The organism is Nonomuraea fuscirosea, from assembly GCF_035917475.1.
In the GTDB taxonomy this organism is placed as follows: domain Bacteria; phylum Actinomycetota; class Actinomycetes; order Streptosporangiales; family Streptosporangiaceae; genus Nonomuraea; species Nonomuraea fuscirosea.
The window spans coordinates 9,368,734-9,388,795 of the sequence record NZ_CP109074.1 but is presented as its reverse complement, the minus strand read 5'-3'; the positions used below and the strand labels follow the sequence as shown (position 1 = coordinate 9,388,795).

The window sequence follows — 20,062 nt, the reverse complement described above, 5'->3', positions numbered from 1 at the left end:
ATCGCACCGTGACCATATACCGAAGATCACCTGTGCGAAATAGACCATTTACTGGAATTTGTCAGGCGCGTGGATCGACCGCCGACCAGGGGAGCGTCAGCTCGCCCAGCCGCCACCGCGCCACGCCGCCCAGCGGCGGCCGCATCGGTACCGGCCAGGAGGCGGACAGGGCCTGGATCGCGGCCAGCCACCGCTGCCGCCGCCCATGGGCCCCATAGGGAGCGCTGACCGCCCAGGCCCGATCGAAGTCGCTCAGGAACGCATGAATCCGCTCACCCGGCACGTTCCGGTGGATGAGCGTCTTGGGCAGCCGGTCGGCCAGATCGGACGGCCGTTCGAAAGCCTCGAACCGGGCCGAGAACGTGATCGTCCGCGGCCCACCTGCCCCCAGTCCCGCCCAGACCGCCCGCCGCCCGTTCTCCGACGAGGTGCCCTCGACCAGGACGCCGCCGGGGGCCAGCCGCCCGGTCAGCGCGTCCCAGTACCGCCAGGCCTCCTCCTCGCCGTACTGGCGCAGCACGTTGAAGGCCCGCACCAGCGTCGGCGGGCGCGGGACCGGCAGTTCGAAGCCGCCCAGCCGGAAGCTCAGCCCCTCCCGCTCGTACGGCTTCGCCACCGCCACCCTGGCCGGGTCGATCTCGATCCCCACGACCTCCACCCCCGGCGCCACCCGGCGCAACCGGGTGAACAGCTCCAGCGTCGTCGTGTGCGATGCGCCGTAGCCGAGGTCGACCACGAGCGGCCGCCCGGCCGAGCGCAGCAGCGGGCCGTGCACGGCCGCGATCCAGCGGTCGCAGCGCCGCAGCCGGTTGTAGCCGGTCGTCCCCCGAGTGATCGCCCCGACGGGCTTAGCCACCGACCCGGTGCACCTTGTGCTGCGCCGCCTGCGCCCGCGGGCGGATGACCATGCGGTCGACGTTCACGTGGGCGGGCCTGGTCACCGCCCAGGCGATGGCGTCGGCCACGTCGTCGGAGCTCAGCGGGTCGGGCACGCCGGCGTACACGCGGGCGGCGGCCGCCTCGTCGCCCCTGAAGCGGGTGACCGCGAAGCCCTCGGTCTTGACCATGCCCGGAGCGATCTCGACGATCCGCACCGGCTGACCGACGAGCTCGAGGCGGAGGGTCTCGGCCATCGTGCGCTGGGCGTGCTTGGCAGCCACGTATCCGCCGCCGCCCTCGTACGCGTCGAACGCCGCCGTGGAGGTGAGCATCACCAGCACCCCGTCACCCGACTCCACCAGCCGGGGCAGCAGCGCCTGGGTCACGCGCAGGGAGCCCAGCACGTTGACGTCGTACATGTGCCGCCAGTCGTCCAGCCGGCCCTCGGCCACCGGTTCGAGGCCGTGGGCGCCGCCGGCGTTGTTGACCAGCACGTCGCAGCGCTCCAGCGAGGCGGCCAGCGCGTCCACCGACTCCTGCGAGGTCACGTCGAGCGTCACCGGCCTGATCGAGGGTGTCTCCGCGGCCAGTTTGTCCAGGCGGTCGCGGCGGCGCGCCCCCGCCACCACGTCGAAGCCCTCGGCGGCCAGCCGCCGCGCGGTCGCCTCTCCGATCCCGCTGCTCGCACCGGTCACCACAGCCGTCTTCCGCATGCACCACATCCTGCCAGGCGGGCTCCGAGACGCCGGTTGTGCACCCCCGGTTGTGACTGTCTGTCGGGAATGTCGAAAAATTCGGATTTGTTGTACATCGCTTGGAGGTGATGTCGAGTGAGGCGACGACGGGTGAGCCGGGTCGCGACCATCAGCATGCACACGTCACCGCTGGACCAGCCCGGCACGGGCGACGCCGGCGGCATGAACGTGTACATCGTCGAGTCCGCCAAACGGCTGGCCGAACTCGGCGTGGAGGTGGAGATCTTCACCCGGGCCACCGCCCGTGACCTCCCGCCCGTGGCCGAACTCGTCCCCGGCGTCATCGTCCGCCATCTCACGGCCGGTCCGTACGAGGAGATGGACCGCGGCGACCTGCCCGGCCAGCTCTGCGCGTTCCTGTCGGAGGTGCTGCGCACCGAAGCCGTCTACGACCCGGGCCGCTACGACGTCATCCACTCCCACTACTGGCTGTCCGGCCAGGTCGGCTGGCTGGCCAAGGAGCGCTGGGGCGTTCCGCTCGTGCACACCATGCACACGATGGCCAAGGTCAAGAACCGGCTGCTCGCCGCGGGCGACCGGCCCGAGCCCCAGGCGCGCGTGGTCGGCGAGGAACAGGTCGTGAGCATCGCCGACCGCCTCGTGGCCAACACCTCGGAGGAGGCGTCCGAGCTGATCGACCTGTACGGCGCCGAACGCGACCGCGTCGTGGTCGTGAACCCCGGCGTCAATCTCACCCTCTTCCAGCCCGCTTCACAGGGCGCCGCCCGGCACCGGCTCGGCCTGCCGCAGGACGCGCACGTGCTGCTGTTCGTCGGCCGCGTCCAGCCGCTCAAGGCGCCCGACGTGCTGCTGAAGGCCGCCTCCAGAATGCTCATCGACGACCCCTCCCTGCGCGGGCGGCTGGTGGTGGCCTGCGTCGGAGGTCCGTCGGGCAACGGCCTGGCCCGGCCCTCGTTCCTCGCGGAGCTGGCCACCGAGCTGGGCATCTCCGACGTCGTCCGCCTCGTCCGCCCCGCCCCTCAGGAGGAACTGGCCGACTGGTACCGCGCCGCCTCCGTCACGGTCGTGCCCTCCTACAGCGAGTCGTTCGGGCTCGTTGCGCTGGAGTCGCAGGCGTGCGGCACGCCGGTGGCCGCGGCCGCGGTCGGGGGGCTGCGCACGGCCGTACAGGACGGGGTCTCCGGCCTGCTCGTGGACGGCCACGACCCCTCCCAGTGGGCGGGGGTACTGCGCCGCTTCGTCACCGAGCCGCGCTGGCGCGACCAGCTCTCGGCGGGGGCACGCGCGCACGCCGCCGCGTTCGGCTGGCAGGCCACGGCCGCCCACCTCAGGGAGGTCTACGCCGCCGCCGTGGCGAACCTGCACCCGGTCCCCGTGGCCGTGTCGAACTTCTGACCGTACTTTGTTCTAGCCTGGGCGGCATGCGCGAAGTCGTCGAAGCCGCGCTCAAGGCCGCGGACGTCTCCTATGACGAGCCGCGGCCGGGGGCGTTCCTCGCCAAACTGCCCGGACAGCACAAGCTCGCCACCATGACCTGGCTGATCGTGGGGGAGCGGATGCTGCACGTCGAGGCGTTCTTCTGCCGGCAGCCCGACGAGAACCACACGGAGTTCTACCGCTGGCTGCTGGGCAGGAACGGCTCGATGTACGGGGTGCACTTCTCCCTCGACCCCGTCGGTGACGTCTACCTGGTCGGCCGCCTGCCCCTCGACGCCATCACCGAGGAGGAGATCGACCGGCTGCTCGGCTGCGTGCTGACGTACTCGGACGAATGGTTCGACCGGGCGCTGGAGCTCGGGTTCGCCTCGTCGATCAGGCGGGAGTGGGAGTGGCGGGCCAAGCGGGGCGAGTCGCTGGCCAACCTCCAGGCCTTCGCCCGCTTCGCCGACCCCGACCGATAGGAGCCTCCGGGCTCTCGCCGACCCCGACCGATAGGAGCCTCCGGGCTCTCGCCGGCCCCGACCGATAGGAGCCTCCGGGCTCTCGCCGGCCCCGAGCGGTAGAACCTTCCGGGCTCTCGCCGACCCCGGCCGGTGGCTCGTCCCGGGAACCATAGGATTGGCCGCATGGCGACTTTGGTGCTGCTTAGGCACGGCGAGAGTGACTGGAACGCGAAGGGCCTGTTCACCGGCTGGGTGGACGTGAGCCTGTCGGCCAAGGGCGAGGACGAGGCGCGGCGCGGCGGCCGGCTCCTCCAGGACGCCGGGCTGCGTCCCGACGTCCTGCACACCAGCCTGCTGACCCGGGCCATCCAGACGGCCCAGCTGGCGCTGGCGCAGGCCGACCTGCTCTGGCTCCCGGTCAAGCGCAGCTGGCGGCTCAACGAACGCCACTACGGCGCCCTCCAGGGCAAGAACAAGGCGCAGACCCGCGAGGAGTTCGGCGACGAGCAGTTCATGCTCTGGCGCCGCTCCTACGACACGCCCCCGCCGCCCATCGCCGACGACGACGAATACTCCCAGGCGGGAGACGCTCGCTACGCCCTGCTGCCTCCGGAGCTGATGCCCCGCACGGAGTGCCTGAAGGACGTGGTCGACCGGATGCTGCCGTACTGGTACGACGAGATCGTCCCCGACCTGGCGGCCGGCCGCACGGTCCTGGTGGCCGCCCACGGCAACTCCCTGCGGGCCCTGGTCAAGCACCTCGACGGCATCGACGACGACGCCATCGCCGGGCTCAACATCCCGACCGGCATCCCGCTGGTCTACGAGCTCGACGCCGACTACCGCCCGGTGCGGCGGGGCGGCGAATACCTCGACCCCGAGGCCGCCGAGGCCGCCATCGAGGCCGTCGCCAACCAGGGCCGCTGACCTCCATGGGGCGGGCGCGGCCCGCCCCATGACCTCACGCCGCCGGTTTCCCGAGCAGCGGAAGGCGGCGCAGCCCGGTCAGCGACGGCGCCGAGATGAACTCCACGGGATCCGCGGGATCGCTGCGCAGGACGGCGAAGCGGTCGAGCAGGATGTTCAGCGCGACCCGCCCCTCCAGCCTGGCCAGGGGCGCGCCCAGGCAGAAGTGGATGCCCCGGCCGAACGCCAGGTGCGGGTTGGGGTCGCGATGGGGATCGAACGCCTCGGGGTCCTCGAACTGCCGCGGATCCCGGTTCGCCGCGGCCATCCAGCACATCACCAGCTGATCGGCCGGGATCGTCACCCCGCCGAGCTCGCTCTCGCGCGTGGTGGCCCGGCCGAGCAGCGCGAACGGGGTGAACAGCCGCAGCGACTCCTCGATCACGGCCGGGACCGAGGCGCGGTCGGCGCGTACCTTGTCCTGCTGGCCGGGGAAGGCGTCCAGGCACAGCACGGTGTTGCCGAGCAGCATCGTCGTGGTGATGTGCCCGGCCAGCAGGAGCAGGATGGCGAAGTTGACCACCTGTTCGGTCGGCAGGCGCTCGCCGTCCACCTCGGCCTCGACCAGCCTGGTGAGCAGGTCGGCGCGCGGCCCCTTGCGGCGCTCGGCCGCGTGCCCGGCCAGGTAGTCGCTCATCTCCCGCCACGGCTTCATCGTGGCCTCGAGGCTCTCCGCGCGCTCCTCGGCGGACTGGCCGAGCGAGACCTCCGCGTCCCGCTGGAACAGCGCGTCCGCCCATCGCTTGAACAGGGCCCGATCTTCGCTGGGCACGCCGAGCAGCTCGGCGATGACGATGACCGGCAGCGGATAGGCCAGGTCGCGCACCAGCTCGAACCCCTCGCCCTCGCGTGCCGCGTCGAGCAGCTCGTGCGTGATCGCGGCGATCCGCGGCTCCAGGTCCGCGACCACCTTGCGGGTGAACGCGCTGCTCACCAGCTTGCGCAGCTTCCCGTGCTCCGGCGGGTCGATCTGGGTGATGAAGCCCTCCAGCGAGAAGCCGTCCTTCGGCATCATCTCCTTCGGCACCACCCGCATCGTGTCGGAGGAGAAGGTCGCGGGGTCGCCGAGCACCTCCTGCAGCTCCGGGTAGCCGTAGACGGACCACATCCCGGCCCGCGGGTCGAACTCGACCGCCGGGCCCGTCCGGGGCCCGTGCAGCCAGAACAGTTGCCGGGGAACGTCGTACCGTTCGACGATGTGCGCCATCGTCACTCCTTGGTTGAGGATCCCTCTTCTGTGGCGTACGTCAGGACGACTCCTTGCGGTACTCCTCCCACCGTTCGAACAGCCGGTCGGCGTCGTGCATGAGGAAGGCGAAGAACTCGCGCGTCTCCGCCAGCCGGGCGCGCGGCCCGGGCCGATCCTCGGGGAGGACCGACAGCCCGAAGTCCAGTGCGTCGAGACTGACCTGCAGACCGGCGAGCTGGACCCGCATGACGTGCGCCCAGCCGCCGTCGGCCGTCCGGTAGCGGTGCTCGCGGCCGGCCGACGGCACCCGCTCGACCATGCCGACCATCTCCATCTGCCTGGCGACGGTGCTGACCGCGGTCTTGCTCACGCCGAGCTCGGCCGCCAGGTCGGTGAGCGACTGGTCGGGCGGGTCGCAGACCATGAGCCAGGCGGACAGGCGCCCCATCGTCCGAGTGCCGCCCAGCCGCTCCATGACCAGCCCCATCCGGTCGACGAACTCCCGCTCCGGAGGCTCCACAGGCACCAACTCCGCAATTATCGTCAAGTACGTACTTTATGTAGAGTACGTCGAGAACCGGGAGCTGGAAAGTACGGGGTCAGTCCTTGGGCGGTGGCCAGCTCTCCCAGGTGGGAGGCGGCGCGTTGTAGGTCTTCCAGAGCCCCGCCGCCCTCTCCCGGCAATCAGGGCAGATCGGCTGGTCGGCGGAGCGGGCCACGGAATCGGGCCCGGCCGGGCGGAAGGTGCCGAGCACGGTGAAACCCGGCGGCAGGCCGGTCTCGGGGTCGATCAGCACCGTCTCCACCGTCGCCGGGTCGTAGCCGAACGTGCGCTTGCACATGAGGCAGCGCCCGGTCGCCCGCGCCTCTTCCTCCGCCATCGCTCAGCCCTCCAGAACGGAACCCGTACCAGCATGGTCCATCCCGTCGCGGCGTCAAGCCCGGCCCCGCGTCAGGCCGGGCGGGTCCCGGTGACGAGGTAGACGACGTCCTGCGCCACCCGTACCGCATGGTCGGCGTAGCGCTCGTAATAGCGTCCCACCAGCGTGATGTCGATCGCCGGCTCGACCCCGTGCTCCCAGTCCTTGGACAGGATCTTCCTGAACAGCCGCCGGTGCAGCCGGTCCATCGCGTCGTCGTCCTGCTCCAGTTCCAGCGCCGACTCGACGTCGCGTGAGGCCACGCAGCTGCCGGCCTTCGTGACCAGCGTCTCGGCGATCTGGCCCATCTCCAGGATGGTCGAGCGCAGCTCGGGCGGGATGGCCGAGTCGGGGTGCCGCAGCCGGGCCACCTTGGCGACGTGGACGGCCAGGTCGCCCATCCGTTCGAGGTCCGTGCCCATGCGCAGCGCCGTGATGACCATCCGCAGATCCACGGCGACCGGCTGCTGCCTGGCCATCAGCTCGAAGATCGAGGTCTCGATGTCGGCGAAGGTCGCGTTCACCTCCTCGTCGCGGGATATGACGCTCTCGGCGAGCGCGAGGTCGGCGTCGAGGAGTGAGGTGGTGGCACGGGAGATCGCCGAGCGGACAAGGCGGGTCATCTCGACCAGCTTGTCGGTCAGTGCGTCGAGTTCTTCGTGGTACGCGTCGCGCATGCCGTCACCGTACGACCCGGTCGATGAACGAACCCCAACAGCCAGATGAACTTTCCAGGAAAGGGATGTTCATCCCCTGATGAGAGGGTCTGTCCCTGCGAAAACGCCACCTACCATCGGAGGCATGAGTGAGATGGCCATGAGCTTCGCGGCCCTGGCCGGGTTCGTGGTGGGCGCCCTGGCGGTCCTGTTCTACCGCAATCAGATCGAGGCCCCCAGCCGCACCGCCGCCGCGGACGGAGCCGGGAACGGCGCCGCGCTGCCGCAGGGCATCGCGTCCGTGCTGGCCGTGCTGCCCTCGTCCGCCGTGGTCCTCGACGCCCACGACCGCGTCCTGCGCGCCAGCTCGGCGGCGCGGGCGTTCGGGCTGGTCAAGGGCGACCGGCTGATGGCCGCTGAGCTGCTCGCGCTGGCGAGACAGGTACGCCGCGACGGCGAGATCCGCGAGAGCGAGATCGACGTCGCCGGCCACAAGTTCGGCCAGGAGACCACGAACTTCGCCGTCCGCGTCGCACCCCTCGGCTCCTACGGCCAGGTGCTGGTGCTGGCCGAGGACCAGACCGAGCGGCGCCGGGTCGAGGCCGTGCGCCGCGACTTCGTCGCCAACGTCAGCCACGAGCTGAAGACCCCGGTGGGCGCCATGAGCCTGCTGGCCGAGACCATCCAGGACGCCGCCGACGACCCCGAGGCGGTCAGCCGCTTCGCCGGGCGCATGCAGCTGGAGGCGGCCCGGCTCAACTACCTGATCCAGGACCTGATCACGCTCAGCCGGATCCAGGGCGCCGAGCCGATCCCCACCCCCGGCCAGGTCGCGATCGACGAGGCCGTGTCCGACGCCATAGATCACTGCAACACCAGGGCCTCCGCCAAGGACATCACTCTCGTCACCGGCGGCATCGAGGGCCTGCGCATCTGGGGCGACGTCGAGCTGCTCGTCACCGCCCTGCGCAATCTGATCGACAACGCCGTCGCCTACAGCCCCGAGCACACGAGGGTCGTCGTCAGCGTGCGTCCCGCGGGCGACTCCGTCGAGATCAGCGTCAGCGACCAGGGGATCGGCATCCCCGAGGAGGCGCTGGAACGCATCTTCGAGCGCTTCTTCCGCGTCGACGCGGCCCGCTCGCGCGCCACCGGCGGCACCGGGCTCGGCCTGGCCATCGTCAAACACGTCGCCGCCGCGCACGCGGGCGAGGTGTCCGTATGGAGCAAGGAAGGGTCCGGCTCCACCTTCACGCTCCGCCTGCCCGCCTTCGGCGGGACGGCGGTGGCAGTACCACCCTCGATTCCCCTGGAGGCAGCCCCATGACCCGTGTTCTCGTCGTCGAGGACGAGGAGTCCTTCTCCGACGCCCTGTCCTACATGCTGCGCAAGGAGGGCTTCGAGGTGTCGGTCGCGGCGACCGGGCCCGAGGCGCTCGACACGTTCGACCGCAACGGCGCCGATCTGGTGCTGCTCGACCTGATGCTGCCCGGATTGCCCGGCACGGAGGTGTGCCGCTCGCTGCGGCAGCGCTCCAAGGTGCCGGTCATCATGCTGACCGCCAAGGACAGCGAGATCGACAAGGTCGTGGGCCTCGAACTGGGCGCCGACGACTACGTCACCAAGCCGTTCTCCTCGCGCGAGCTGGTCGCCCGCATCCGCGCGGTCCTGCGCCGCCAGGGCGACGTCGTCGAGGAGCTGGAGACGGCCGTGCTGGCCGTCGGCCCGGTGCGGATGGACGTCGACCGCCACGTCGTCGCCGTGCGCGGCGAGCCGGTGCAGCTGCCGCTGAAGGAGTTCGAGCTGCTCGAGGTGCTGCTGCGCAACGCCGGGCGGGTGCTCACCAGGGGCCAGCTCATCGACCGCGTCTGGGGCGCCGACTACGTGGGCGACACCAAGACGCTCGACGTCCACGTCAAGCGGCTGCGCGCCAAGATCGAGTCGGATCCGTCCAACCCGCGCTGCATCCTGACCGTGCGCGGCCTGGGCTACAAGTTCGACGCGACGGAGGAGTGAAGGGCCCCGGCCGCGGGGCCCTTCACCGCCGCTGTCAGTGGGCCTCCTCCGCGGGGGCGGAGGCCGACGGAGTGGGCGTGGGCGCCGGGGTGGCGCCGGGAGCCGGGGGATACTCCGCGAACTCACGGCTGCGCGTGACCACAGGCACGTTCATGGACACGACACCAGCCTGGGCGAACTGGAGGTCCAGCTTGATGCTCTCGCCGCCCCTGAGGCTCTTGGGGATCGCCTCCAGCATGAGCTGAGGGGTGGGCTTGCCGGTGTTGACGAGCTGGTTGGACGGGAGCTGGATCGGGGCGGTGACCTTGACCGTGCCCATGTTCCCGGCGGAGACGGCCTGCAGCGTGTCGGCGGTGCCGGCCGTGTTGAGGATGTTCAGGTAGATCGGGGCCGAGCCGCGCCAGGGGAGCTGCGCCCCTGAGTCGGGGCCGAGGATGAACGCCTGCGGGATGTGAATGCCGCTCTTGTTGCCGTACTGACCGTTATCGATCAACGCTTGCGCCTCGTTCGGCGCGTACGGCTTGTTGGTGGTGGCGTCGAATCCTGCCCCGCAGCCCGCCAGCACGGGGGCGGCCAAGAACGCGGCGGCTACGACAATCCAGCGACGGCTGGTCACGGGCGGGTTCTCCTTGGTCTTGCGCAGGTGTCGCGCGTGCGTGATGGGCAGCGCCCACCATATCCACCCCAATGCAAGGTCATATCCGCACCCCCGCAGGTCATTCGCTATGTCCAGAAATGCGATTCATACAGTTGAGCGCTTGTCAAGCCCCAATATGCGGCGTTGACCTGCAGTTATGAGGATTTCACTGTTCCGGGAGGCTGTGGATGCGTGGTACCCTGGAGTACAGCGGAAGGGGTACTTGTCACATGACTTTCCAGGTCGGCGACACTGTCGTCTACCCCCACCATGGGGCTGCTCGGATCGAAGCAATCACGAAGCGATCCATCAAGGGTGAGGAAAAGACCTACCTGGTGCTCAAGGTCGACAAGGGCGACCTTACCGTCCAGGTGCCAGCTGAAAACGCGGAACTCGTCGGTGTGCGCGATGTTGTCGGCCAGGAAGGCCTTGAGCGGGTTTTCGACGTCCTTCGCATGCCGCACACGGAAGAGCCGACCAACTGGTCTCGTCGTTACAAGGCCAATCTGGAGAAGCTCGCCTCCGGCGATGTGAACAAGGTCGCCGAGGTGGTTCGGGACCTGTGGCGCCGGGATCGTGAGCGTGGCCTGTCGGCGGGTGAGAAGCGCATGCTCGCCAAGGCTCGCCAGATTCTCGTCAGTGAGCTGGCTCTTGCCGAGAAGACCAATGAGGACAAGGCTGAGGCCCTGCTCGACGAGGTCCTCAACTCCTGAACACACATCTTCCACGGGTGGGCGTCGGAGTCGACGTCCACCCGTTCGCATCGGATGACTCAGGACGCGAGCTCAACCTCGCGGGTTTGACCTGGCCGGACCAGGTCGGCCTCGAAGGACACTCCGACGGCGACGCCGCCGCTCACGCGGCGTGCGACGCGCTGCTGTCGGCGGCCGGCCTGGGCGACCTCGGGCGGCTGTTCGGCACCGCCGACCCGCGCTGGGCCGGCGCCACGGGCGCGGCCCTGCTGGAGGAGACCGCGCGCCAGGTGCGGGCGGCCGGCTACGAGATCGGCAACGTGGCGATCCAGGTGATCGGCAACCGGCCCAAGCTGGCGCCACGCCGCGAGGAGGCCGAGAAGGCCCTCAGTACGGCCCTGGGGGCGCCGGTGAGCGTCTCCGCCACCACGACCGACGGTCTGGGCCTGACCGGCCGCGGTGAGGGCATCGCGGCCATCGCGACGGCTCTCGTGGTCAACCTTTCCTGAACGCCGGGCGTCTTCACATAGGGATACGTGAGGGTGTCCCGGCGGGTCGCCGGCCGACCCGCTGCATGCGGAGGCGGCGGTTCGTCACTGGCGCGGTACGGGCCGCCGCCTTCCCATCCATTTCTCTGGCGCGGTACGGGGCTGGCTTCCCGTCTATGCGTAGTTTGCCTGATCAGAGGGTATGTGTCCCAAGACATGTGAACGTCTCGGGGGGAGCTACACATGATCGGCGCGATCGTATCCGCGGTAGTCATCGGCGCCATCGTCGGTGCGCTGGCCCGGCTGCTGGTGCCCGGCCGGCAGAACATGTCCATCGGCCTGACCCTGATCGTCGGCATCGTGGCGGCCCTGATCGGCACCCTGATCGCCCAGGCGTTCGGCTGGGCCGACACGCGAGGGATCGACTGGATCGAACACATCCTCCAGCTCGTCCTGGCCGTCATCGGCGTGCTCCTCGTGACCCGGATGGGCATGGGGCGCGGCGGCCGCGGCGGCCGAACAACGACCTGACCTTCAGATTCGTAAAATCGGCGCATAATCGCCGTAGATCGGGTAGCCCATCCCCGTGAGAGTGAACGGCACTCTCACGGGGAGGTTTCATGTCATGACCATCGAATCCATCCTTGGCGCCATCGTGATCGGCGCCGTGATTGGCGCAATCGGTCGTCTGCTGCTGCCCGGCAGGCAGGCCATCGGGTGGATCCTCACCATCGTCGTCGGCATCGTGGCCGCGCTGCTGGGGACGCTGCTCGCGCAGGTACTCGGTGTGGAGACGACCCCCGGCATCGACTGGATCGAACTGGTGATGCAGGTGGTGCTCGCCATCGTCGGCGTCGGCCTGGTCGCGGGCCTGCGGCGCGGCCGAAGCGTCTGACGTTACGTCCGACGCGGCGTCCTGACGCGATGGAGCGCCGGACGCGCCGGCGAGGCGGGATACATGGACCCGCCCGGGATGCGATCCCGGGCGGGTCCCCTCATGCTGTCCTACGGGCTGTTTCCTCCGCGTTGACTCCCCGGGCCTCCGACAGCCCCGGACGTCGACCTGTGCGGGCCTCTGACAGCCCTGGGCGCCGGCTGCGCGGGCCTCTGGCGGCTCGGTCCCCCGCGTTGACCGCTCGGGCCCTCGACGATCCCGTCCGCCTTTCTGGCGGCCCGTCTCCTCGCGTTCAGTCCTCGGGCGGGCGCGGGGTGCTGCGGAGGCGCTCGGCCGGGGCCGGGGTGTCGTCGTGGATCACCGGATGGGGCGCGGTGTCCTCCGTCTCGCCGGTGTCCTCTGTCCTGCTCGCGACCTGCCTGCGCTCCTCCACGTCGGCCGCCTCAGGGCCGTGCTCCGGGTCGGGCGTGTCGTCGGCGACGATGGGGTGCGGCTGGGTGTCGGCGTCCTTGTCGTCCGCGCTGGGGCGAGGGTGGACGAGGACGTCGGCCGGCTTGACCCGGTCACCCCAGCGCACGGGCCGCGTCACCGGCTCGGGCTCGGGCTCGGGTTCTGGCTCGGGGGCGGGCTCCGGCTGGGGCTCGTCAGCGGCCTCGTACGCCTGTTCAGGCCGGGGCAGGTCGACGGCCTCGTACACCTGGGTCGGGTGCGGGTCGTCGACGGTCTCGTCCACCGGGGTCTCGTCGTACACCCGAGCAGGTGGCGGCTCGTCGGCGGCCTCATGGGTCTGAGCGGGCCGCGGCTCGTCGGCGGAGTCGTCGGCAGGGGCCGGCCGTGGGGCGGGAGGGGCCTCGTGCGCGGGGCCGGGCTCAGGGGCGGGGCGGGGCGCGGGCACGGCGGGAGCGCCGGTGGCCGGCTGAGGCGACTCCTCCTCCGGTACGGGCCACTCGCTCACCCGTGCCGACACCGGCGGCGTCTCGGGAGCGGCGGTGGGGCCGACCACCGGGGTGGGCTCAAGGACGGGCGCGGCCGACGCCGTCGCGAGCGAGGGCGGCGTATCGGCCTGGGGATGCGGCCGGTTGAAGGGCACGAGGTCCTGCTCCGCCGTACGTTCGGCGTCGTGCTCCGCGGTCAGCCCGCGACGGCCCTGCACGTGCTTGATCAGCAATAACCACAGCCACAGCGCCAGGGCCAGCATCACCCACGGCGCCAGGGCCACGCCGATGGCCGCCTCCCGCGCGCCGAACTCGAACCGCACCGCCGAGGCCACGTTCACCGCCGCGGCCGCCACGATGAGCAGCACCAGCACGAACGCCGCCTGCACGCGTACCAGCATCCTGGCCGGGCGCAGCAGCAGCACGCCGATGAGCGCCACCAGGAGCAGCGCGTCGAAGGCGGCCGGATAGAGGAAGGCGAGGTCCTGCCGGGCCTCGCCGGTGAGGGCCAGCCCGCGCAGATCATCGAAGGACAGCGCGCACGCGGCCCCGGCGAGGGCGGCGACCGCGAGACCGGCCAGAGCGAGGCCGAGTCGGCGGAGCACAGAGGGGGGAGTCACGTCCATGTCGGTTCGAGCCTACAGAAGATTGACTTCCCTTCCCGCTCTTGGCGGCGGGCGATTCCTCGGCCGTGCACGGGGATTCCGGCTTTCCGCGGCCCTCGGCGGGGCGTGCCGCGTCCATCCGGAGCCGTCGCGGGGGTGGCCCGGTCACGTCCGCGAGGCGCGTTCCGTGCGGCCTCCCGCAGCGACGGCCCCGTGCCCGGCCCCGGGAGCCACCCAGCCGTAAGACGGCGGACAGAGGACGCGGCCGGGATACCGGAGGACGGCATCCGCGCAGCCCTGAGTATCGTCGATGAGATTCCAAGACGGATGGACGGACGGACCGATCGACCGCCGGCCAACCAATCGAGCCAATCGACCGATCGATCCAGTAGTCAAGGGAGCACCACATGGCCGCACTGTCAGCCGATGTCCGCAAACTCCTGGACGCGCCGAATTACGCGACGGTGACGAGTCTCAACCCCGACGGCGGGCCGCAGTCGTCCGTCGTGTGGGTGCGTACGGACGGGGACGACGTGCTGTTCTCGACCGTGAAGGGGCGCAGGAAGCCGCGGAACTTCGAGCGCGACCCGCGGGTGAGTCTGCTGGTGATCGATCCGGACGATCCGCTCCGCTACGTGGAGGTGCGCGGCCGGGTGACGGTGACGCCCGACCCCGAGGGGGCGCTCATCGAGGAGCTGTCGCAGAAGTACCGAGGTCGCTCATGGGAGGACAAGCCGGGCACGGAGCGGCTCATCATACGGATCTCGCCGGACAGGGTCTACTTGCGAGGCTGATTTATCGGCGTGATGACGGCTCTGAGGCGTTAGCCTTGCGTTCGTGAGCCTGCACATCTACGACACCAGCACACGTGCCATCCGTGAATTCGTTCCGGTCGAAGCCGGCCGGGCGTCGATTTACCTGTGTGGGGCGACCGTGCAGGCTCCTCCGCATATCGGACATATCCGGTCAGGCGTCAATTTCGACGTGCTACGCCGCTGGATGGCGCGTTCCGGCTACGAGGTGACGTTCTGCCGCAACGTCACCGACATCGACGACAAGATCATCAGAGTGGCGGCCGCGGAGGGCGTGCCCTGGTTCGTCGTGGCCGAGCGCAACCAGCGGGCCTTCACGTGGGCGTACGAGACGCTGGGCTGCCTGCCGCCGACCGTCGAGCCGCGCGCCACCGGCCACGTGCCCGAGATGATCACGCTGATGGAGCGTCTGATCGAGCGCGGCCACGCCTACGCCTCGGGTGGCGACGTCTACTTCGACGTACGCTCCTACGCCGACCGCTACGGCTCCCTGTCCAACCAGAAGCCGGAGAACATGCGGGCCGCGGCCGACACCGACGACGAGTCGTGCAAGCGCGACCCGCGCGACTTCGCCCTGTGGAAGGGCGAGAAGCCGGGCGAGCCGACCTGGCCGACCCCGTGGGGCCCCGGGCGTCCCGGCTGGCACCTCGAATGCTCGGCGATGGCGACGAAATACCTCGGCCCGACGTTCGACATCCACGGCGGCGGGATCGACCTGATCTTCCCGCACCACGAGAACGAGATCGCCCAGTCCCAGGCGGCCGGCGACGGCTTCTCGCACTACTGGATGCACAACGGCATGCTGAAGATCGGCGCCGAGAAGATGAGCAAGTCGCTCGGCAACTCGCTGCTGATCCCCGAGATGGTGCAGAAGGTACGACCGGTCGAGCTGCGCTACTACCTGGCGGCGCCGCACTACCGATCCTCGATCGACTACTCGGAGGAGGCGCTGCAGGAGGCCGCGGCCGCGTACCAGCGGATCGAGGGCTTCGTGACGCGCGCCGCCGAGGTCATCCACGACGTCGACGCCGACGCGCCGCTGCCGCAGGCGTTCGCCGACGCGCTCGACGACGACCTGGGCACGCCCCAGGCGCTCGCCGTCGTGCACGAGGTGGTGCGCGAGGGCAACGTGGCGCTGGCGCGGGGCGACAAGGAGGCCGTGGCCCGGCTGCTGGCCGAGACCCAGAACATGCTCGACGTCCTCGGCCTCGACCCGCGCTCGCCGCAGTGGCGCACCGCCGGCACCGACCTGACGCCGGTGGTGGACGCGCTGGTCGCGGTGGCCCTGGAGCAGCGCAAGGCGGCCAGGGAGCGCAAGGACTACGCCGCCGCCGACGCGATCAGAGACCAGCTGTCGGCCGCGGGCATCACCGTCGAGGACACCCCCCACGGCGCCCGCTGGGAGCTCAGCCGCTGACGGGCTGAGTGGGGCGGCGACCCGAGTACCCTTATTGCATGGCAGCTGGGGGTAGATCGTCGGGCAGGCCCGCGAAGAAGAAGGGCCCGGCCAAGGGCACCGGTGGGCAGAAGCGCCGGTCGCTTGAGGGCCGCGGCGCGACTCCGCCTGCCGAGATGCGTCACTGGTACAAGGACAAGGCCCGCGACGAGCGCATCGCCCGCGAAGAACGCGGCGGCGGCGGTGCGCGCCGCCCCGCACCCGCCAGGCAGCGCCGCTCGGAAGACGCCCCCGAATACATCGGCGGCCGCAACCCGGTGCTGGAGGCGCTGCAGGCGGGGGTGCCGTGCAACGCCCTCTACGTCGCGCAGCGCATCGACAACGACGATCGCGTACGCGACTCCATCAAGATCGCGGCCGAACGCGGCGTCGCCCTGCTCGAAGTCACCCGCGACAAGCTCGACCGCCTGACCGAGGGCGCCGTCCACCAGGGCGTGGCCCTGCAGATCCCCGCCTACGACTACGCGCACCCGTCGGAGCTGGTGGAGCTCGCCCACGACGCCGGCGAGGCGCCCCTCATCATCGCCCTCGACTCGGTCACCGACCCACGCAACCTGGGCGCCATCGCCCGCTCCGCCACCGCCTTCGGCGCCCACGGCCTGCTCATCCCGTCCCGCCGCTCGGCCGGCGTCACGGGCGGCGCCTGGAAGACCTCCGCCGGCACCCTGGCCAACCTCCGCGTCGCCCGCGCCGCCAACCTCACCACGGCCCTGCGCGAATACCGCGAAGCCGGCCTCTTCGTCATCGGCCTCGACGGCGCCGGCCAGACCGACATCGGCGACGTCGACCTCCTGACCGAGCCCCTGGTGGTCGTCGTGGGCTCAGAAGGCAAGGGCCTGTCCCGCCTGGTCCGCGAACACTGCGACGTGGTGACCCGCATCCCGATCCACGCCGCCACGGAATCCCTGAACGCGGGGGTGGCGGCTGGGGTGGCGCTGTACGAGGTCGCTCGTCACAGGCGCCTCTAGCGTCTACACTGGTAGGCCGTGCCGACGTAGCTCAATCGGCAGAGCATCTGTCTTGTAAACAGAAGGTCAGGGGTTCGATTCCCCTCGTCGGCTCTGCACCAGGAAGCCCCTGAACAGGCGATACGCCCTCAGGGGCTTCCTGGCTTTCGATCGCAAACGCATGGTCATCGCCAGGGGAGCGCTAGGCCGTGTTTCAGAAGTAGTGGACTCATAGCCAGGTGTCGATCACGGCGATGTGGATGGTCGCTTCGTAGCGCACGGCCAGCTTGTCGAAACGGGTGGCCACCGCTCGGTAGCCCTTGAGCCGGTTGATGCCACATTCCACCGCGTGGCGCAGCTTGTACGACTCGGGGTCGAACGCCGGTGGCCGGCCGCCCTGGGAGCCCTTCCTGCGCCGGGCGGCGGCTTGGTCCAGCTTGATCGGAATGGTGGCCTTGATGCCGCGCCTGCGCAGGTAACGGCGGTTTCCGTGCGAGCTGTAGGCCTTATCGGCCAGCACCCGGTCCGGCCGAGTCCGGGGCCGGCCCCCGCCCAGGCGCGGCACCCGGATACCCTCCAAGACCGCCCTGAACTGAGGACTGTCACCACGCTGCCCGGCCGTCAGCACGATCGACAGCGCTCGGCGGCCCTGCTCGGTCGCCAGATGCAGCTTAGTGCTCAAGCCGCCACATGAACGCCCCAGCCCGTGATCGGCCGGCTCCTCCCGCACCCCGCCCGGCGACTCGACCTGCAGATCCCCCTTTTCCGCGCCCCTGCGGCGTGCTGATGGGCCCGGCAGACGGTGGAGTCGACACTCACATCCCACGTGATCAGCCCGGCCGCGTCCGCCTGGGCTTGCAAGACGGTCAGGATCTGCTGCCAGATGCCGGCACGCTGCCAGCGCCGGAACAACCCGTAGATCGTCTGCCAGCATCCGTACCGCTCCGGCACGTCCCGCCACGGCGCACCCACCCGCACCCGCCACCGGATACCGTCGATGAGCTGCCGTTTCGTCCAGATCGGCGGGCGCCCTGGCTTCCGGCCGACGGGCAACAGCGGCTCCAGCACCGCCCACTGCGCATCGGTCAGATCAGCCCGCCCCGCCACCGGTAAGGTGTCCACGAGGTCTCCGTGCAGATGGTCTTCTTGGTCGTTGACTCATCTACCGGAGACCTCCTCTTTTGTCGATCTACGTCACCGCGCAACCGCCACGCAACTCACTTCTGAAACACGGCCTACGCGCAAGGCAACTCAGGCTGTTCCATTTGGGGGGTACGCCCCCCAAGCCCCCAGTTCCAATGCGCGGTCCTTCATGGGGCGCTTCGCGCGATGGGGCTCGGGCTGTGACATTGGGGGGCGCGGCCCCCCAAACCCCCAGCTAAAACCCGCTGGCGCCACTTCGTGTCCCCATTCCGAAGGGCGAGTAGGTGCGCCTGATTCCTTACGCGCCTGCTCGTTCGGCCAGTTTCCGCAGCTTGGACGTGACCAGGCGCACCGGTCAACCGGGCTGCTGTGTCGCTGGGACCTGGAGCGGGTTCTTGTCGAGGTCAGGCGCGTTTCCCAGGTGATCAAGCCGATTGGCAAGCACCAGATCCACCGGCCCTTCGGGGAGCCACCTTGGGAGCCACCTGGACGGACAATCGTGAACTGAGGTGAACTGTCCTGACTGGCGGAAGCCTGGCGATCAGCGCGGCGAACGGGTCTGAACGGCTCTTGCAGATTGTTTTTGGCGCCCTCCTAAGCAGAGGTCAAGGGCTCGATGCCCCTTGTCGGCGCTGCAGCATGAAGCCCCTGAACAGGCGAATCGCCGTCAGGGGCTTCATGATTTGTCAGGACATAGGCTTACTAGCCAAGACTTCCAGGGCGTTCCGGGCGTTAACGCCGAATGGCATCAGCGGCAACCACTGCTCGTCGCGCCTGATCAAGCGACGCGTACCGAGTGAGGCCCAACGCTGATCGTCACATCGACGTGGCCGCCGAGAGCGGCTGCATAAGCGCGGATGGTCTCGATTTCCATCGAGTCCAGATCGCCGTTCTCGATCTGAGAGACGCGTGCTTGAGAGATCCCGAGCGCAGCAGCTACCTCGGACTGTGTCTTGCCGACGGACTTGCGCAGTTCTTTCAGGTGGTGGCCGGCGACATAGGCATCCAGATGGGCCTTGGCGTCGGCCCGCCGCTGCGGGTCGGTCAGTTCGGGGTACAACCGGTGCGCTTCCGCCTTGACCTCACGCCAATTGCGTCCTGGGCTCATCGCTTGTCCTCCCTCTTTGTTTCGGCCGACTTCGCGGCGCGGTAGTCGGCGTAGCGTGCTTTGGCCAGTGGGATCGCTTCCTCGTACCAGCGCGACCACCTTCCAGCTTTGTCGCCGGCTGCGAGAAAGATAGCTTCCCTGTCTGGATCAAAAACGAACACGATTCTAACTTCGGTCCGCTTTCGTGAGCCCGGGCGTAGCTCCTTGAGGTTGCTTATGTCGCCGTCGATCAGGGTGTCAACCAGTAGACGCCCGAGAGCGGGGCCGACCTCTGCAAGGCGGTCAATGGCACTCTCGATGAGAGCAGCGGAGGCGGGGTCGCTCTCGCAGAGCTTGAGGAACCACGATTCGACGGGTTAAAGCAGTACGATCTCCCGGGCCATGCAGGCAGTATAACGTTTGGCTTATGTCCACGCTAGTGGACGGTCCAACGGCTCTGATGCGTCTTGGCCTGCCGCGCCCCCCGCTCGGGTACCCGTCGGGCAGTTCTACCCAGAGCTGTGTCTCCAGGTCAGCCAGGTCGTCTGCTCTCAGCGGCAGCTGAAGCGTTCAGTCGTGGTCTCCAGCACCGACTCCGCATCGGCGCGGGGTGTGGTGGCCAGTCGCGAGAGCCGTTCAGTTACCTCTACCCAGTCGGCACGCGCCACGTTCAGCACGACATGAGCGCGAATGACGCGCACCCAGCGGTGCCGTGATCGCAACGGATCCGGCTGCAGGCAGGGTGGTGGGATACTCGCCGGGTGCCGGTCTATGTTCCTCGCGCGGATACTGGTTATCTCGATGGTGCCGTGCCGGTGCTGGTTGTCGTCTCGTCTGAGCCGATTGAGCGGCTGCCTGTTTTCCGGCTTGATGGGGGCAGGCCGGTGCTCTGTGAGGGCTGGGAGTTTCTTGCCGGTATGACTGCCTCGGTGGTCGATGGGCCGGGTGATTCCGGGATTCTTGTCGGCGGCGCTGTCCGGCCCGAGGAGGTCGGAGAGCGCGTCGCATGGCTGGAGGCCGTGGAGCGTGTCGGCGGTGCGGTTGTGCTGGTTGTCGATTCGCATGGGCCGGTGGGTGACTGGGTGGAGTTGGCCGCTGGAGAGGGCCCGGGGTGGGTTTGTGCCTGTGGTTCAGCGGCCC

Annotated in this window: 24 protein-coding genes and 1 tRNA gene; 13 read left to right on the top strand and 12 right to left on the bottom strand. The window is 69.6% G+C overall.

The features are described from left to right. Positions 1-61 precede the first annotated feature (61 nt). A complete protein-coding gene (locus tag OIE67_RS42790) occupies positions 62-856 on the bottom strand; it encodes a class I SAM-dependent methyltransferase (RefSeq protein WP_326631276.1) in 795 nt (264 codons plus the stop codon). After that, positions 849-1,592, bottom strand: coding sequence for an SDR family NAD(P)-dependent oxidoreductase (locus OIE67_RS42785; RefSeq protein WP_326631274.1), 744 nt, complete (start codon positions 1,590-1,592; stop codon positions 849-851). Before OIE67_RS42785 ends, OIE67_RS42790 begins: the two co-directional genes overlap by 8 nt. A 117-nt stretch (positions 1,593-1,709) precedes the next feature. Between OIE67_RS42785 and mshA the strand changes: the two genes are divergently transcribed. From mshA to OIE67_RS42770, 3 genes are all read left to right on the top strand, one after another. Continuing rightward, the gene (gene mshA / locus OIE67_RS42780; protein WP_326631272.1) at positions 1,710-2,990 is read left to right on the top strand and encodes a D-inositol-3-phosphate glycosyltransferase; all 1,281 of its coding nucleotides are present in this window, start codon (positions 1,710-1,712) and stop codon (positions 2,988-2,990) included. A gap of 26 nt (positions 2,991-3,016) precedes the next feature. Next, positions 3,017-3,496 carry a type III secretion system chaperone family protein gene (locus OIE67_RS42775; RefSeq protein ID WP_326631270.1) on the top strand — a complete coding sequence of 160 codons (480 nt, stop codon included), beginning with the start codon at positions 3,017-3,019 and terminating at the stop codon, positions 3,494-3,496. Positions 3,497-3,661: 165 nt separating this feature from the next. Then, positions 3,662-4,405, top strand: coding sequence for a phosphoglyceromutase (locus OIE67_RS42770; protein ID WP_326631268.1), 744 nt, complete (start codon positions 3,662-3,664; stop codon positions 4,403-4,405). 34 nt (positions 4,406-4,439) lie between these two features. On the opposite strand, the gene OIE67_RS42765 is transcribed toward OIE67_RS42770, so the two are convergent. From OIE67_RS42765 to phoU, 4 genes are all read right to left on the bottom strand, one after another. Beyond that, complete coding sequence (locus OIE67_RS42765; protein WP_106244141.1) at positions 4,440-5,651, bottom strand: cytochrome P450; 1,212 nt, start codon at positions 5,649-5,651, stop codon at positions 4,440-4,442. Positions 5,652-5,691: 40 nt separating this feature from the next. Further along, positions 5,692-6,159 carry a GbsR/MarR family transcriptional regulator gene (locus tag OIE67_RS42760; RefSeq protein WP_326645663.1) on the bottom strand — a complete coding sequence of 156 codons (468 nt, stop codon included), beginning with the start codon at positions 6,157-6,159 and terminating at the stop codon, positions 5,692-5,694. A 73-nt stretch (positions 6,160-6,232) separates the two neighbouring features. Next, on the bottom strand, positions 6,233-6,514 hold the full coding sequence (locus OIE67_RS42755) for a hypothetical protein (protein ID WP_326631265.1): 282 nt from the start codon (positions 6,512-6,514) through the stop codon (positions 6,233-6,235). A 71-nt stretch (positions 6,515-6,585) separates the two neighbouring features. Continuing rightward, complete coding sequence (gene phoU / locus OIE67_RS42750) at positions 6,586-7,230, bottom strand: phosphate signaling complex protein PhoU (protein WP_326631263.1); 645 nt, start codon at positions 7,228-7,230, stop codon at positions 6,586-6,588. A 133-nt stretch (positions 7,231-7,363) separates the two neighbouring features. On the opposite strand from phoU, the gene OIE67_RS42745 reads away from it, so the two are divergent. Both OIE67_RS42745 and OIE67_RS42740 read left to right on the top strand, forming a co-directional pair. Beyond that, positions 7,364-8,536, top strand: a complete 1,173-nt coding sequence (locus OIE67_RS42745) for a sensor histidine kinase (RefSeq protein ID WP_326645661.1) — start codon at positions 7,364-7,366, stop codon at positions 8,534-8,536. Continuing rightward, entirely contained in the window at positions 8,533-9,225 is a 693-nt protein-coding gene (locus tag OIE67_RS42740) for a response regulator transcription factor (RefSeq protein WP_326631260.1), read from the top strand. The genes OIE67_RS42745 and OIE67_RS42740 overlap by 4 nt, the downstream gene beginning before the upstream one ends. 34 nt (positions 9,226-9,259) lie before the next feature. Here OIE67_RS42740 and OIE67_RS42735 read toward each other — a convergent pair whose 3' ends face one another. After that, entirely contained in the window at positions 9,260-9,841 is a 582-nt protein-coding gene (locus OIE67_RS42735; protein ID WP_245956024.1) for a copper chaperone PCu(A)C, read from the bottom strand. A gap of 251 nt (positions 9,842-10,092) precedes the next feature. On the opposite strand from OIE67_RS42735, the gene OIE67_RS42730 reads away from it, so the two are divergent. The 4 genes from OIE67_RS42730 to OIE67_RS42715 all read left to right on the top strand — a co-directional run bounded on the left by OIE67_RS42730 (position 10,093) and on the right by OIE67_RS42715 (position 11,937). After that, entirely contained in the window at positions 10,093-10,575 is a 483-nt protein-coding gene (locus OIE67_RS42730) for a CarD family transcriptional regulator (RefSeq protein WP_043624891.1), read from the top strand. 17 nt (positions 10,576-10,592) lie between these two features. Beyond that, complete coding sequence (gene ispF / locus OIE67_RS42725; protein ID WP_326631252.1) at positions 10,593-11,063, top strand: 2-C-methyl-D-erythritol 2,4-cyclodiphosphate synthase; 471 nt, start codon at positions 10,593-10,595, stop codon at positions 11,061-11,063. A 222-nt stretch (positions 11,064-11,285) separates the two neighbouring features. Then, positions 11,286-11,573: a GlsB/YeaQ/YmgE family stress response membrane protein gene (locus tag OIE67_RS42720; RefSeq protein WP_326631250.1), complete on the top strand. Its 288-nt coding sequence runs from the start codon at positions 11,286-11,288 to the stop codon at positions 11,571-11,573. Between the two features lie 94 nt (positions 11,574-11,667). Then, on the top strand, positions 11,668-11,937 hold the full coding sequence (locus tag OIE67_RS42715) for a GlsB/YeaQ/YmgE family stress response membrane protein (RefSeq protein WP_106244160.1): 270 nt from the start codon (positions 11,668-11,670) through the stop codon (positions 11,935-11,937). 292 nt (positions 11,938-12,229) lie between these two features. Here OIE67_RS42715 and OIE67_RS42710 read toward each other — a convergent pair whose 3' ends face one another. After that, a complete protein-coding gene (locus OIE67_RS42710) occupies positions 12,230-13,498 on the bottom strand; it encodes a DUF2637 domain-containing protein (protein ID WP_326631248.1) in 1,269 nt (422 codons plus the stop codon). A gap of 386 nt (positions 13,499-13,884) precedes the next feature. On the opposite strand from OIE67_RS42710, the gene OIE67_RS42705 reads away from it, so the two are divergent. From OIE67_RS42705 to OIE67_RS42690, 4 genes are all read left to right on the top strand, one after another. After that, positions 13,885-14,271 carry a PPOX class F420-dependent oxidoreductase gene (locus tag OIE67_RS42705; protein WP_106244164.1) on the top strand — a complete coding sequence of 129 codons (387 nt, stop codon included), beginning with the start codon at positions 13,885-13,887 and terminating at the stop codon, positions 14,269-14,271. A 43-nt stretch (positions 14,272-14,314) separates the two neighbouring features. Next, positions 14,315-15,706 carry a cysteine--tRNA ligase gene (cysS, locus tag OIE67_RS42700; protein WP_326631245.1) on the top strand — a complete coding sequence of 464 codons (1,392 nt, stop codon included), beginning with the start codon at positions 14,315-14,317 and terminating at the stop codon, positions 15,704-15,706. 38 nt (positions 15,707-15,744) lie between these two features. Continuing rightward, the gene (rlmB, locus tag OIE67_RS42695; protein WP_106244169.1) at positions 15,745-16,713 is read left to right on the top strand and encodes a 23S rRNA (guanosine(2251)-2'-O)-methyltransferase RlmB; all 969 of its coding nucleotides are present in this window, start codon (positions 15,745-15,747) and stop codon (positions 16,711-16,713) included. Positions 16,714-16,733: 20 nt separating this feature from the next. After that, positions 16,734-16,806, top strand: a tRNA-Thr gene (locus OIE67_RS42690). Between the two features lie 115 nt (positions 16,807-16,921). Here OIE67_RS42690 and OIE67_RS42685 read toward each other — a convergent pair. From OIE67_RS42685 to OIE67_RS42670, 4 genes are all read right to left on the bottom strand, one after another. Beyond that, positions 16,922-17,799, bottom strand: a protein-coding gene (locus OIE67_RS42685; RefSeq protein WP_407674929.1) for an IS5 family transposase whose coding sequence is annotated in 2 segments (ribosomal slippage) — positions 16,922-17,403 and positions 17,403-17,799 — 879 coding nt in all. Because the reading frame shifts where the segments join, the coding sequence is not laid out codon by codon here. Between the two features lie 814 nt (positions 17,800-18,613). Beyond that, a complete protein-coding gene (locus OIE67_RS42680) occupies positions 18,614-18,943 on the bottom strand; it encodes a helix-turn-helix domain-containing protein (RefSeq protein ID WP_326631242.1) in 330 nt (109 codons plus the stop codon). Beyond that, positions 18,940-19,242: a type II toxin-antitoxin system RelE/ParE family toxin gene (locus OIE67_RS42675; RefSeq protein ID WP_407674928.1), complete on the bottom strand. Its 303-nt coding sequence runs from the start codon at positions 19,240-19,242 to the stop codon at positions 18,940-18,942. The genes OIE67_RS42680 and OIE67_RS42675 overlap by 4 nt, the downstream gene beginning before the upstream one ends. Positions 19,243-19,473: 231 nt before the next feature. Then, positions 19,474-19,986 carry a hypothetical protein gene (locus tag OIE67_RS42670; protein WP_326631240.1) on the bottom strand — a complete coding sequence of 171 codons (513 nt, stop codon included), beginning with the start codon at positions 19,984-19,986 and terminating at the stop codon, positions 19,474-19,476. Positions 19,987-20,062: the final 76 nt, after the last annotated feature.

Bases quoted from the DNA above. Each gene is read 5' to 3' on its own strand.
- OIE67_RS42785 (WP_326631274.1), bottom strand. From the start codon at position 1,592: ATGCGGAAGACGGCTGTGGTGACCGGTGCGAGCAGCGGGATCGGAGAG.
- OIE67_RS42775 (WP_326631270.1), top strand. From the start codon at position 3,017: ATGCGCGAAGTCGTCGAAGCCGCGCTCAAGGCCGCGGACGTCTCCTAT.
- OIE67_RS42770 (WP_326631268.1), top strand. From the start codon at position 3,662: ATGGCGACTTTGGTGCTGCTTAGGCACGGCGAGAGTGACTGGAACGCG.
- OIE67_RS42765 (WP_106244141.1), bottom strand. From the start codon at position 5,651: ATGGCGCACATCGTCGAACGGTACGACGTTCCCCGGCAACTGTTCTGG.
- OIE67_RS42755 (WP_326631265.1), bottom strand. From the start codon at position 6,514: ATGGCGGAGGAAGAGGCGCGGGCGACCGGGCGCTGCCTCATGTGCAAG.
- phoU (WP_326631263.1), bottom strand. From the start codon at position 7,230: ATGCGCGACGCGTACCACGAAGAACTCGACGCACTGACCGACAAGCTG.
- OIE67_RS42745 (WP_326645661.1), top strand. From the start codon at position 7,364: ATGGCCATGAGCTTCGCGGCCCTGGCCGGGTTCGTGGTGGGCGCCCTG.
- OIE67_RS42740 (WP_326631260.1), top strand. From the start codon at position 8,533: ATGACCCGTGTTCTCGTCGTCGAGGACGAGGAGTCCTTCTCCGACGCC.
- OIE67_RS42730 (WP_043624891.1), top strand. From the start codon at position 10,093: ATGACTTTCCAGGTCGGCGACACTGTCGTCTACCCCCACCATGGGGCT.
- OIE67_RS42720 (WP_326631250.1), top strand. From the start codon at position 11,286: ATGATCGGCGCGATCGTATCCGCGGTAGTCATCGGCGCCATCGTCGGT.
- OIE67_RS42715 (WP_106244160.1), top strand. From the start codon at position 11,668: ATGACCATCGAATCCATCCTTGGCGCCATCGTGATCGGCGCCGTGATT.
- OIE67_RS42710 (WP_326631248.1), bottom strand. From the start codon at position 13,498: ATGGACGTGACTCCCCCCTCTGTGCTCCGCCGACTCGGCCTCGCTCTG.
- OIE67_RS42705 (WP_106244164.1), top strand. From the start codon at position 13,885: ATGGCCGCACTGTCAGCCGATGTCCGCAAACTCCTGGACGCGCCGAAT.
- rlmB (WP_106244169.1), top strand. From the start codon at position 15,745: ATGGCAGCTGGGGGTAGATCGTCGGGCAGGCCCGCGAAGAAGAAGGGC.
- OIE67_RS42680 (WP_326631242.1), bottom strand. From the start codon at position 18,943: ATGAGCCCAGGACGCAATTGGCGTGAGGTCAAGGCGGAAGCGCACCGG.
- OIE67_RS42670 (WP_326631240.1), bottom strand. From the start codon at position 19,986: ATGCGAATCGACAACCAGCACAACCGCACCGCCGACACGCTCCACGGC.